This window comes from Curtobacterium phoenicis (assembly GCF_047238015.1).
Classification (GTDB): domain Bacteria; phylum Actinomycetota; class Actinomycetes; order Actinomycetales; family Microbacteriaceae; genus Curtobacterium.
This window is the reverse complement of sequence record NZ_JBDFLZ010000002.1, coordinates 1,120,628-1,132,236: the sequence shown is the minus strand read 5'-3', so window position 1 is coordinate 1,132,236 and position 11,609 is coordinate 1,120,628. Positions and strand designations below refer to the sequence as shown.

Here is an 11,609-nt window from a genome sequence, read left to right as displayed (position 1 = left end):
CCAGGCTGTCTGTGGACAAGTCGGAAGACTGCACAGCGCTACTTCACAGAGCCGGCCGTCAGACCGCCGACCAGGTAGCGCTGGAAGATGAGGTAGAGCGCGACGACCGGCACGGCACAGACGATCGACGCGGCCATCATCTGGCCGTAGATCGGGACGGCGCCGCCCTCCTGGGTGGTGCCGAGCACCTGGAGCACCACCGCGACGGTGCGGGTGTTCGGCGTCGTCATGATCGTGCTGAACAGGACGTCGTTCCAGCCGAGCAGGAATGCGAAGATCGCCGACACGACGATGCCGGGCCACGACAGGGGCAGGACCACGCTCCGGAGGATGCGTCCGCTCGAGGCGCCGTCGATGCGGGCGGCTTCCTCGAGCTCCTTCGGCAGGCCACGGAGGTACGTCACCATGACCCAGGTCGAGAACGGCAGGGCGAAGGTCAGGTAGGTGACGAAGAGGCCCCACCTGGTCCCGATGATCTGCACGCCGGTCGCGCTCGCGATGTTCGAGAACACCACGAAGACGGGCAGGAGCAGGAGCGTGCCCGGGATCGACTGCAGGGCGAGGAGCCCGCGGAGGATCGTGAGGCGGCCGAGGAACCGGAACCGGACGAGGACGTACGCGGTGGACACGGCGAGCGCGGCACTCGCGACGGCGACCGCCCCGGCCGTGAGGATCGAGTTCACGAGTCCCTGCCCGAGCGCGACGGTGGACCAGATGTTCACGTAGTTCGCCAGCGTGAACTCGGACGGGAAGTACTCCCCCCGGGCGACCGCGACGTCCGAGTTGACGGAGCCGAACAGGATGTACAGCACCGGGACGGCGATGAACGCGACGATCACGGCGATGACGACGACGAGCAGCCAGCGTGGCAGGAGCCGGGTGACGTCGGTGTCGTAGGGCCGCTTCGCCGGGCGGCCGTTCCGGGCCGTGATGCTCTCGGTGAGCGTGGCGGTCGGACGGGTGCGGGTGCGGAAGGTGCTCTGGGTGCTCATGCGCGGGCTCCGTCGATGTCGGCGGCTGCGGCCGGGGTCGCCGCGGCGAGCGTGGCCCGGTCGGCCCGTCGCTGCTTGCGGGTGGGGCCCGCGTCGTCACCCGTGTCGAGCTTCACCGCTCGGAGGTAGACGAAGAGCGGGATCGCGACGATCACGAGCGAGCAGATCGCCATGGCTGCGGACAGGCCGAAGCGGAACGACTGGAAGCTCGCGATGTACGTCAGGACGGGCATCACCTCGACGCTCGACGGCAGCGGGATGCCGAACAGCACGAACGGGAGGGTGAAGTTGTTGATGTTGTGCAGGATCGAGATGATCACCGCGAGCGAGAGCGGGCCGCTCAGGTACGGGAAGATGATGTACCGCAGCTTCGCCCACCACGTGACGCCGTCGAGGGCGGCGGCCTCGTGCACCTCGTTGTCGACGGCCTGCAGTCCGGCGAGGGAGAGCAGGTAGACGAACGGCCAGCTCGTCCACACCATGACGCCCGCGAGCGCCCAGTACGACGCGGAGCCGTTCAGCCAGAGCACGTCGGTGTGCAGGACCGAGTTCACGACGCCCTGCGGCTGGAGCATGGTCCGGAAGAACGTGCCGACGACGAACGCGGGGAGCACGTACGGGATGAGGTAGACGGACCGGACGAGTCCGCGGCCGGGGAAGCGGTTCTGGGTCGAGATCGCGGCGGCGACCCCGATCGGCACCGTCACGGCGGTGACGAGGACCGACAGCGACACCGAGATCCAGATCGAGTGCAGGAGCGGCGAGGCGGTGAAGGCCTCGGCGAAGTTCGCGAACCCGATGAAGGGGGCGCTGAACCACTGCCGCAGCGTGTACTGGTCGAGGTCGAGCATCGCGATGAACACGCCGACGAGGAGCGGCACCACGATGACGGCGAGCATGAGGACACCACCGGGCAGGAGCATCCAGAGCGGTCGCTCGCGCTTGTACAAGGGCGTCTTGCCGACGGGCCGGACGCCGTGGGGTCGCGAGGGCTGCGTGCGGGGCCGGGTCTCGGTGGCGGTCATCACAGCCCTCCGTTCTTCTGGCGGTTCAGGGTGGACTGGGCGTCCCGTTGCGCGGCCTCGAGGCGCTGCCGCAGTTGCTCGTCGCTGACCTCGCCGCTCTTGAGCTGCGGGATGGACTGCACGACGACGTCGACGAGGGCGAGCTGGATGTCCGACCAGGCGCCGGTGAAGGCGGTGGGCTTCGAGAGCTTCCCGGCCTGGATGATCGGCGCGAGCTGCGGGTTGTCGGCTGCGAGCTGTGCGGCGGCGTCGGCGTTGGTGGGCAGGTTGCCGAAGAGCTTGTAGTACTCGAGCTGCGCCTTCGGCGTGCTGAGCTGCTTGATGAAGTCGAACGAGAGGTCCTGCTTCGTCCCGTAGTCGGCGACGACCCAGTTGTCGCCGGAGAGGATGCTGGCGGCCTCGATGCCGTCACCGGGGCGGGACGTCGCACCCGGCGGGACGGTCGGCAGCAGGGCGAACTCGTACTTGCCGTCGACTTTCGTGTCCTTGAACGAGTTGATCGCGGTGGTGGTCGTCATCGGGAAGAACGCGGCCTTGCCGTCCGTGAACTGCGCGAGGGCCTGCGCGTTGTTCCAGCCGATCGCGGCCTTGTCGACGACGCCGTCCTTCGTGACCCAGTCGAAGTAGGTGCGGTAGGCGTCCTCGACGGCCTTCGTGTCGATCTCGGCCGTGCCGTCCTTCGTCACGATCGTGTTGCCGGCGTTCTGCGCCATGCCCCAGACGAACTTCCACGGGTCGAACCCGTCGGCGTAGGCGACCGCCATGCCGTGCACGTCACCCTCGGTCGTCTTCTTCGCGTCCGCGGTCAGCTGGTCCCACGTGGTCGGCATCTCGGTGATCCCGGCCTTCGCGAGCAGGTCCTTGTTGACCGCCATCACGAAGGGCCGGCTGGCGAGCGGGATGCCGATCTGCTTCGACGAGCTCGGGCCGGAGATGCCGAACGACGCCGGGTCGAACTGGTCCTTCCCGCCGACGGCGTCCCACTCCTGCTTCCCCATCTCGACGAAAGCGCCCGTGGCGTACGCGGTCGGGGTGAAGGTGGTGCCGATCGCGTACACGTCGGGGCCCTGCCCGGAGATGACGCTCGTCTGGATCGCGGTCAGTTCCTCCTGCGCGGACGAGTAGGTCTCCCACTGCACCTTCGCGCCGGTGGTGCGCTGGAACTCGGCGGCGACGTCCTGCTGCCACTGCTTGCGTTCCTCGGGGTAGGTGGTGTCCGCGGCCATCATGACGCGGAGGGTGTTCGGGTCGTCGCCGCTGCCGTTGACGATCGCGCAACCCTGCAGCGACAGTGCTGCGAGCGCGACGACGGCGGCGGCTCCGACCACGGAGCGGGCCTTCAGTCTTCGTGTCCTCATGCGGGGGTTTCCTCCTCGAGACCTCCGTGGGCCGCGTGCGCCGACCGACCGTCGGCGTCGCTGCCCGGGTGCCACCACTGTCCCGCCGGTGGCAACGTCCGGCAACCGGTTGCCACTTGTTGCCACGGACGCCTAGCGTCGGCATCGTGAGCAGAGCAGACACGGTCCCCGTCGGGGGCACCGAGGCCGGGGGCGGTCCTGGCGGCGGCGGTTCCGGGATCGGCGACGGTGACACCGGTCGTCGGGTCACGATCCGGGACATCGCCGACGCGACCGGCGTGGCGCCGTCGACGGTGTCCCGTGCCCTCTCCCTGCCGGACCGGGTGAACCGCGTCACCCAGCAGCGCATCCAGCAGGCCGCCCGGGAGCTCGGCTACGTCGCGAACTCGCAGGCGCGGGCGCTGACGTCCGGTCGGACCCGCGCGGTCGCCGTGCTCGTCTCGGACATCACGAACCCCTTCTACTTCGACGTCATCCGCGGGACGCAGCACCAGCTGTCGGCCGCGGGGTGGACGCAGCTGCTCGTCGACACCGAAGAGTCCGCGGACGCCGAGCTCGCCGCCCTCAGCGCGATCGCCACGAAGGCGGACGGCGCCGTGCTCACGGCCTCCCGCCTGTCCGACGCACAGATCGCCCGGTTCGCCGAACGCACACCGCTCGTCGTCGTCAACCGTCGGCCCGCCGGTGTGCCGTCGGTGCTCATCGACACCCCGGGCGGGGTCGAGCAGGCGGTGCAGCACCTCGTGAGCCTCGGCCACCGGGACGTCCTCTACGTCGCCGGTCCCGACAGTTCGTGGTCGAACGAACGTCGTTGGCGCGCCCTCGTGCGGGTAGCGAAGCGCCTCGGCGTGCGGGTCGCCCGGATCGGCCCGCACGCCCCGTTCGTCGACTCGGGTGCCGCGGCCGCCGACGCCGCGGTGAACGCCGGTGCGACGGCGTGCATCGCGTTCAACGACCTCATCGCGATCGGGATGCTGTCGCGGCTGCGCGAGCGCGGGGTCCGTGTCCCGGAGGACATGTCGGTCGTCGGCTGCGACGACATCTTCGGCGCCGACTTCTGCAACCCTCCGCTCACCACGATGACGTCACCGATCGAGCGTGCGGGACGGGTGGCGATCCGCATGCTCCTCGGCCGGCTCGGCGCGGCACCCTCGGGATCGTCGTCCGGCGACGACCTGCCCGACGGACACGCCGCCGGGGCCGTCGCCCTGCCCACGCACCTGACCGTCCGCGAGTCCACCGGCCCCGCGCCGACCTCGCCCCACCGTCCGTCCTGAGCCCGCCCAGTCCGTCCCGAAGGAGTCGACGATGACCCGGAACAGCACGACCACGACCCCCCTGGCGCCGCACCCCGACCGGCTGCTGCCCGCCGACCCGGCGACCCGGGACATCGCCCGGACCGTGTACGAGGCGGTGGCCGACACGCCGATCATCTCGCCCCACGGGCACGTCGACGCCACGCTCATCGCCGACGACGAGCCGTTCCCGGACCCGGCAGCGCTCCTCATCACGCCGGACCACTACGTCCTCCGCCTGCTGCACGCCAACGGGGTCCCCCTCGACCAGCTCGGTCGCGGCGCCACGACACCGGTCGAGGGCCGGGAGGTCTGGCGGCACCTCGCCACGCACTGGGACGACTTCCTCGGCACCCCGGTCCGGTACTGGTTCGAGACCGAGCTCCACGACGTCTTCGGCCTCCGGTCGGCACCCTCCGCCGAGAACGCCGACGAGCAGTACGACCACCTCGCGACACTGCTCCGCTCCCCCGGGTTCCGGCCGCGCGCCCTCTTCGACAGCTTCGGCATCGAGGTGCTCGCCACGACCGACGCACCGGACGCCGACCTCGCCGCGCACGCGCGGCTCGCGGCGGACCCCACCTTCACCGGCCGGGTGCTCCCCACCTTCCGCGCGGACGCCGTGTTCGACCCGTCCCGGTCGGACTGGAGGCACGTGGTGACGTCCACCGGTGCGGCCGCCGGCATCGACGTGGGCACCCACGACGGGCTGCTCGCCGCGCTGCGCGCACGGCGGCAGTACTTCATCCAGCACGGCGCGACGGCCACCGACACCGGTGTCCTCGACGCCGGCTCCGCGCCGCTGCCCGCCGCCGAACGCGAGCGCATCCACGCCGCGGCGATGCGCGGGCCGGACGCCGTCACCGCGGCCGAGGCGACCGCCTACCGGCACGACATGCTCTACCGCTGGGCGGAGATGAGCGTCGACGACGGCCTCGTCATGCAGTTGCACCCGGGGGTGCTGCGCAACCACCACCAGCCGACGCTCGACCGCTTCGGGCCGGACACCGGCCACGACCTGCCCGCGGTCGGGTCCTTCACCGAGCCGCTGCGCCCGCTCCTCAACGACTTCGGCACCGCCCCCGGGTTCCACCTCGTCCTCTTCACCGTCGACGAGACCGTGTTCTCCCGCGAGATCGGCCCGCTCGCCGGCTTCTACCCCGCGGTGTACGCCGGGGCTCCCTGGTGGTTCATCGACACCCCGGCGGCGATCGGCCGGTACCGGGCGGCGATCACGGACTCCGCGTCGTTCACGAAGACCTCGGGGTTCATCGACGACACCCGTGCGTACTGCTCGATCCCGGCGCGGCACGACATGGCACGTCGGGCCGATGCGGCGTACCTGGCGTCGCTGGTCGTCACGCACCAGCTGACCGAGGAGGACGCCGTGCGCACGGCGCACCGGATCGTGTCGGACATCCCGCGGGCGACGTTCAAGCTCTGAGCGAGCGCGGACGTGTCGAGCATCAGGGCGTCCACCCGGGGGTGACGAGGCCGGTCTCGTAGGCGAAGACCACGAGTTGCGCCCGGTCGCGGGCACCGAGCTTGATCATCGCGCGCGAGACGTGCGTCTTCGTGGTCATCGGACTGACGAACAGCCGCTCGGCGATCTCGGCGTTCGAGAGCCCGCCCGCGACGAGACGCATCACCTCGCGTTCCCGGACGGTGAGGACGTCGAGCTCGGGCGAGAGCGAGGACGGCTTCGCGTGGGTCGCGTACGCCTCGACGAGTGAGCGGGTCGCACGTGGCGAGAGCAGCGACTCCCCCGCCGCGACCGTCCGCACCGCGCGGAGCAGCTCGGCCGGCTCGGTGTCCTTCACGAGGAAGCCGGCCGCGCCGCCGCGGATCGCCTCGAAGACGTAGTCGTCCTCCTCGAAGGTGGTCAGCACGACGACGTGCACCGCGGCGAGGTCCTGATCGGCCGAGATGCGACGGGTCGCGGCGAGGCCGTCCGTCCCCGGCATGCGGATGTCCATCAGCACGACGTCCGGCCGTTCCCGCCGGACGAGCAGGAGGGCCTCGTCCCCGTCGCCGGCCTCCCCGACGACGGTCATCCCTGGCTCGGCCTCGACGAGCGCGCGCAGCCCGGCGCGGACGAGGACCTGGTCGTCCACGAGCGCGACACGCAACGGTTCAGTGGTCATCGGGGTCCTCCGGTCGTGCGGTCGTGGTCGGCAACCGGGCCTCGACCACCCACCCGCCGCCCGGTCGTGGTCCGGCGCGGAACGTCCCGCCGACGGCCGTCGCACGCTCCCGCATGCCGATCAAGCCGTTCCCGGAGTCGCTGATCGGAGTGGTGCGGGACGCGCCGTGTGCATCGGTGTCGAGCGGATGGTCGGTGACCGCGACGGCGACCGTCTCGTCGCCGATCACGACCGTGATCGCGGCTCGGTTCGCGGGCGCGTGCTTCATGACGTTCGTGATGGCCTCCTGCACGATGCGGAACGCACTGCGGTCCACAGCGCCGTCGAGGCTCGAGGGCTCCCCGGTGACGTCTGCGTCCACCGCGATGCCGGCGGCGCGCGCACGCTCGACGAGGTCCGGGAGACGATCGAGACCGGGTGTCGGGTTCCGTTCCGACCCGGGCTGGCCGTCGACGCTCCGCAGCACACCGAGGATGGTCCGCAGCTCGACGAGGGCTTCGCGGCTGGTGTCGCGGATGTTCCCCAGTGCCTGGCGCGTGGGCTCCGGCAGGTCGGCGCCGAGATGGAGGGCGACCCCGGACTGCAGGTTGATCAGGGACATGCTGTGCGCGACCGAGTCGTGGAGTTCACGGGCGATCCGCACGCGTTCCTCCCCCGCACGGCGGCGCTCGGCGTCTGCTCGGGCACGGCGGCGTTCGGCCGCGCGTTCGACGCGGACCCGGACGAGCTCGGTCACCACGATCGTGACGACCGCCCACGCGAGCGCAAGCAGCACGACCGCCGGATCGAAGGCGGGCGACCGGCCCAGCACGACGTCGGCGGAGGGCAGCCAGAGGACCGCGAGCACGGCGGCGACGACGACCTCGACGCGACGCCCGCGGAACCAGGCGTTCGCGAGCGCCATCGTCAACGCGGCGACGAACGGCCCCCGCGGACTGACGACCGCGGCGAACCCGAGCGTGGCGGCCAGGACGAACCAGAGCACGCCCCGTGGACGCCACCAGCGGAACGGGAGCGCGACGACGCCGGCGACCAGGAGCGCCAGGGCCAGCGGCCCGAGAGCGACCGGTTCGACCGGCGTCGCGACGCCGTGCGTGAGCCAGGGCGGCCCGGCCCGACCGCCGCCCGACCACCGGGACGCGACGACGGTCCCGATCAGCTGGAGGAGCGCGACGGGCACGACCCGGCCGACCCGCGCGAAGCGGACTCGGCCGCCCGGCCGGAGGCCGGGCGAGGAGGTCGTGTCGGTCATGCGTCGAGCCTAGGGTCGGGTCCGGGGGGCGGCATCGGGCGTGAGCACGACCTGTGGACTACTCCCCCGGGAGTACCTCGCTGTGCAGGAGAGCCCTGCCCACGACTGCGGGAGCAGACGGAAGTGGGGCTGCAGGGCGGACGCGTGACGGGCCTCCAGGCCGGACGCTGGAACGGTCCCCGACCAGGCGGACCGAACCGACCACAGGAGCAGTCATGATCACCACCGCACTCACCACCGCAGCCGCCGCGACCGGGCCGTACTGGCACGGCGGCGGGTTCCCCTTCTTCGTCTTCCCCGCGTTCTTCTTCCTCGTGTTCCTCGTCGTGTTCCTCGTGTTCGGGGTCTTCCGACGCGGGTCGTGGCGAGCCGTCTCGGACGCGCGGGCGGTCCTCGCCGACCGGTTCGCCCGGGGCGACATCAGTGCCGAGGAGTACCGGGCACGGTTGTCCGAGCTCAGCCGGAAGTGACCGCGAGGCCCGCGAGGATCGTCCGCACCGTGTCGTCGACGGACCCGTCGATCGGCACGATGAGGGCGGCCTCGTCGGGCTGCGGCCGTTCCAGCGTCGCGAACTGCGAGTCGAGCAGCGACGTCGGCATGTACTCGTGGTGCCGGTGCGACTGCCGATCGGCGATGAGCTCACGCGAACCGTCGAGGAACGCGATGACGAGTCCGGGCGCGGACGCACGAAGGCGGTCGCGGTAGGCGCGCTTGAGCGCCGAGTTCGCCATCACCGCGCGGTTCCCGGACGCCTCGATCGCCGCGATGCGGTCCGCGCACGCGTCGAGCCAGGGCCAGCGGTCCTCGTCGGTGAGCGGGATGCCGGCGCGCATCTTCTCCTTGTTCGCCACCGGGTGCAGGTCGTCCGCGTCGACGAACTCGGCCGGTTCCCCCCGTGCTGCGAGCGCCGCTGCGACGGCGGCTCCGATGGTGGACTTGCCCGAGCCGGACACCCCCATGACGAGGACGGGCGGGAGGACTGCGGTGTCGGTCATCCCTCCACAGTATTGACGGCGATGAACGTTCTCCCCACGTTGCCGTAACACCCACCCGGCCCCAGGGCGCGCGCCGTAGGTTGGTGGCCGGTACGACAGGACGAAGGAGACCTCGTGGCAGACAACGACGGACAGGCGAACATCGGCGTGATCGGGCTCGCCGTGATGGGCTCGAACCTCGCGCGGAACCTCGCCTCGCGCGAGGGCAACACGGTTGCGGTGTACAACCGCACCTACGCCCGCACCGAAGAGCTCATGAAGGAGCACGGGGACGCCGGGTTCATCGCGTCCGAGGACATCGACGGGTTCGTCGCCTCCCTCTCGAAGCCGCGCACCGCGATCATCATGGTGCAGGCCGGCAAGGGCACCGACGCGGTCATCGAGCAGCTCGCGGAACGGTTCGAGGAGGGCGACATCATCGTCGACGGCGGCAACGCCAACTTCCACGACACCATCCGCCGCGAGCACGACCTCCGTGAGAAGGGCCTGAACTTCGTCGGGACCGGCATCTCCGGCGGTGAGGAGGGCGCGCTCAAGGGGCCGTCGATCATGCCCGGCGGCTCGAAGGAGGCCTGGGAGACCCTCGGTCCGATCCTGAAGTCGATCGCCGCGGTCGCCGAGGGTGAGCCCTGCGTCACGCACATCGGTTCCGACGGCGCCGGTCACTTCGTGAAGATGGTCCACAACGGCATCGAGTACGCCGACATGCAGCTCATCGCCGAGTCGTACGACCTGCTCCGCCGCGCTGGAGGCCTGTCGGTCGAGCAGCTCGTGCAGGTGTTCGACGAATGGAACAAGGGCGACCTCGAGTCGTACCTCATCGAGATCACGGGCGAGGTCCTCAAGCAGCAGGACGCCGACACCGGCAAGCCGCTCGTCGACGTCATCCGCGACGAGGCCGGGTCCAAGGGCACCGGCGTGTGGACCGTGCAGAACGCCGTCGGGCTCGGGATCCCCGTCTCCGGCATCGGCGAAGCGGTGTTCGCGCGAGCGGTGTCCTCGAAGCAGACCCAGCGTGCCGCCGTGCAGCAGTCGGTGAAGTCGCGCCCCGACATCGCCGACGTCCCCGACACCTTCGCGGACGACGTCCGCGCCGCGCTCTACGCGTCGAAGGTCGTCGCGTACGCGCAGGGGTTCGACCTCATCATCGCCGGCGCGAAGGAGTACGACTGGGACATCGACCTCGGCGCGGTGGCGAAGATCTGGCGCGGTGGCTGCATCATCCGGGCGCAGTTCCTGAACCGCATCGTCGAGGCGTACGACAAGAACCCCTCGCTCGAGAGCCTGCTGGTCGACCCGTACTTCGCGGACGCGGTCGCGGAGGGCGAAGCAGCATGGCGTCGCATCGTCGGGATCGCGGCAGCGTCGGGCATCCCGGCGCCCGGGTTCTCGTCCGCGCTCGCCTACTTCGACTCGCTCGCGTCGGACCGACTGCCGGCGTCGCTCATCCAGGGGCAGCGCGACTTCTTCGGCGCGCACACCTACCAGCGCATCGACAAGGACGGCACGTTCCACACGCTGTGGTCGGACGACGACCGCCGCGAGGCCGAGCAGGAGCCCTCGACGCACTGAGCGTCCCACGCCCAGCCCACCGACCGGTCGCGGTGCGACCGCGCGCCACGAGAGGGCTCCGCCGATCCGGCGGGGCCCTCCGTGGTTCCCGGGCACCGCGGCCGGATGCGTCGGTGGGACCGGCGTCCGAGTGGCCCTGGGTTGGCCCCGGCGTCGGCCCGGGCGGCCGCGACCGTGTCGGTGTCGGTGTCGGCGTCGGCGTCGGTGTCGGTGTCGGCGTCGGTGTCGCTCACGCGACGATGCGCTCGCGAGCGAGGTCTGCGACGAGCCGCTCGAGCCGCGGACCGCGACCGATCAGGCGCCGGGAGCCCGGACCGGACCGGACGAAGAACGTCGCGACGGCGGGGGTGTCGTCCATCCGGACGTGGTGCAGCACGACCGCGGTGCCGCGCGTGCCGGTCGGTGTCGGTTCGTCCTCGAGCCCCACGTGCACCATCCGCGACCACCGGATCACGAGCATCCGGGTCGCTCGCCGTTCATCGAGCTCCCAGAGGGATGCCTCGGTCGCGCCGAACGCCCAGGTCACCCGGTCGCCGAGGGCGCGGCCCGGGCGGAGCTCGGTCACGGACCGGCGCAGCTCCTCGGTCGGGGCTGCCGGGACGAGCCACACCGTCGGGTCGATGCGGCGGATCGCGAGCGCGAGCGCTTCGTCCTCCCGACGGAGCCGCACGGCGCGAGCACGGACCAGGGCGAACAGGATGAGCGCCACCCCGACCGCGATCGCGACCGCCTCCGTGACGCCGAACCAGACGAGGTCGGTGTCGGGTGACGTGGCGACGACGACGATGCGGACCGCCAGCAGCGCCGCCCAGACCCCGACGATCGTCCAGCGGAGGGCCGCGAACTTCCGTGCCGTCGACCACGGCTCACGCCCGCTCCGCCGCACACGACCGGACCGGGGAACACGGTCGGGTCGTCGCTGCACCCCCTGATCGTCGCACGGATCACAGTGCTCGTGCTGGCCGTGGCGTGAAC

The 11,609-nt window shown here is 71.1% G+C and carries 11 protein-coding genes; 4 read left to right on the top strand and 7 right to left on the bottom strand.

Annotation, left to right across the window (positions count from 1 at the left end; translation table 11 throughout):
• Positions 1-38: 38 nt before the first annotated feature.
• Genes ABC270_RS05650 through ABC270_RS05640 form a run of 3 tightly spaced genes read right to left on the bottom strand, consistent with a single transcriptional unit; the run spans position 39 to position 3,375 of the window.
• Complete coding sequence (locus ABC270_RS05650) at positions 39-992, bottom strand: carbohydrate ABC transporter permease (RefSeq protein WP_412879883.1); 954 nt, start codon at positions 990-992, stop codon at positions 39-41.
• Positions 989-2,017 carry a carbohydrate ABC transporter permease gene (locus ABC270_RS05645; RefSeq protein ID WP_412879882.1) on the bottom strand — a complete coding sequence of 343 codons (1,029 nt, stop codon included), beginning with the start codon at positions 2,015-2,017 and terminating at the stop codon, positions 989-991. The genes ABC270_RS05650 and ABC270_RS05645 overlap by 4 nt, the downstream gene beginning before the upstream one ends.
• Positions 2,017-3,375 carry an ABC transporter substrate-binding protein gene (locus tag ABC270_RS05640; RefSeq protein ID WP_412879881.1) on the bottom strand — a complete coding sequence of 453 codons (1,359 nt, stop codon included), beginning with the start codon at positions 3,373-3,375 and terminating at the stop codon, positions 2,017-2,019. Before ABC270_RS05640 ends, ABC270_RS05645 begins: the two co-directional genes overlap by 1 nt.
• A 218-nt stretch (positions 3,376-3,593) precedes the next feature.
• Between ABC270_RS05640 and ABC270_RS05635 the strand changes: the two genes are divergently transcribed.
• Together ABC270_RS05635 and uxaC are read left to right on the top strand one after the other, a co-directional pair.
• Positions 3,594-4,652, top strand: coding sequence for a LacI family DNA-binding transcriptional regulator (locus tag ABC270_RS05635; protein WP_412882044.1), 1,059 nt, complete (start codon positions 3,594-3,596; stop codon positions 4,650-4,652).
• A 31-nt stretch (positions 4,653-4,683) separates the two neighbouring features.
• On the top strand, positions 4,684-6,114 hold the full coding sequence (gene uxaC / locus ABC270_RS05630) for a glucuronate isomerase (RefSeq protein WP_412879880.1): 1,431 nt from the start codon (positions 4,684-4,686) through the stop codon (positions 6,112-6,114).
• Between the two features lie 22 nt (positions 6,115-6,136).
• On the opposite strand, the gene ABC270_RS05625 is transcribed toward uxaC, so the two are convergent.
• Together ABC270_RS05625 and ABC270_RS05620 are read right to left on the bottom strand one after the other, a co-directional pair.
• Entirely contained in the window at positions 6,137-6,814 is a 678-nt protein-coding gene (locus ABC270_RS05625; protein WP_412879879.1) for a response regulator, read from the bottom strand.
• Positions 6,804-8,066, bottom strand: coding sequence for a sensor histidine kinase (locus tag ABC270_RS05620; RefSeq protein WP_412879878.1), 1,263 nt, complete (start codon positions 8,064-8,066; stop codon positions 6,804-6,806). The genes ABC270_RS05625 and ABC270_RS05620 overlap by 11 nt, the downstream gene beginning before the upstream one ends.
• A gap of 215 nt (positions 8,067-8,281) precedes the next feature.
• Between ABC270_RS05620 and ABC270_RS05615 the strand changes: the two genes are divergently transcribed.
• Positions 8,282-8,536 carry an SHOCT domain-containing protein gene (locus ABC270_RS05615; RefSeq protein WP_412879877.1) on the top strand — a complete coding sequence of 85 codons (255 nt, stop codon included), beginning with the start codon at positions 8,282-8,284 and terminating at the stop codon, positions 8,534-8,536.
• On the opposite strand, the gene ABC270_RS05610 is transcribed toward ABC270_RS05615, so the two are convergent.
• Positions 8,523-9,062: a gluconokinase gene (locus ABC270_RS05610; RefSeq protein WP_412879876.1), complete on the bottom strand. Its 540-nt coding sequence runs from the start codon at positions 9,060-9,062 to the stop codon at positions 8,523-8,525. The two genes, ABC270_RS05615 and ABC270_RS05610, sit on opposite strands and share 14 nt — an antisense overlap.
• A 114-nt stretch (positions 9,063-9,176) precedes the next feature.
• Here ABC270_RS05610 and gndA point away from each other — a divergent pair, with 114 nt between their 5' ends.
• Entirely contained in the window at positions 9,177-10,634 is a 1,458-nt protein-coding gene (gene gndA / locus ABC270_RS05605) for an NADP-dependent phosphogluconate dehydrogenase (protein ID WP_412879875.1), read from the top strand.
• A 229-nt stretch (positions 10,635-10,863) separates the two neighbouring features.
• Here gndA and ABC270_RS05600 read toward each other — a convergent pair whose 3' ends face one another.
• Positions 10,864-11,559: a hypothetical protein gene (locus tag ABC270_RS05600; protein ID WP_412879874.1), complete on the bottom strand. Its 696-nt coding sequence runs from the start codon at positions 11,557-11,559 to the stop codon at positions 10,864-10,866.
• Positions 11,560-11,609: the final 50 nt, after the last annotated feature.

Excerpts from the sequence above, each read along its gene's own strand:
- ABC270_RS05645 (WP_412879882.1), bottom strand. The coding sequence starts at position 2,017 with ATGACCGCCACCGAGACCCGGCCCCGCACGCAGCCCTCGCGACCCCAC.
- uxaC (WP_412879880.1), top strand. The coding sequence starts at position 4,684 with ATGACCCGGAACAGCACGACCACGACCCCCCTGGCGCCGCACCCCGAC.
- ABC270_RS05625 (WP_412879879.1), bottom strand. The coding sequence starts at position 6,814 with ATGACCACTGAACCGTTGCGTGTCGCGCTCGTGGACGACCAGGTCCTC.
- ABC270_RS05650 (WP_412879883.1), bottom strand. The coding sequence starts at position 992 with ATGAGCACCCAGAGCACCTTCCGCACCCGCACCCGTCCGACCGCCACG.
- ABC270_RS05620 (WP_412879878.1), bottom strand. The coding sequence starts at position 8,066 with ATGACCGACACGACCTCCTCGCCCGGCCTCCGGCCGGGCGGCCGAGTC.
- ABC270_RS05640 (WP_412879881.1), bottom strand. The coding sequence starts at position 3,375 with ATGAGGACACGAAGACTGAAGGCCCGCTCCGTGGTCGGAGCCGCCGCC.
- ABC270_RS05610 (WP_412879876.1), bottom strand. The coding sequence starts at position 9,062 with ATGACCGACACCGCAGTCCTCCCGCCCGTCCTCGTCATGGGGGTGTCC.
- ABC270_RS05615 (WP_412879877.1), top strand. The coding sequence starts at position 8,282 with ATGATCACCACCGCACTCACCACCGCAGCCGCCGCGACCGGGCCGTAC.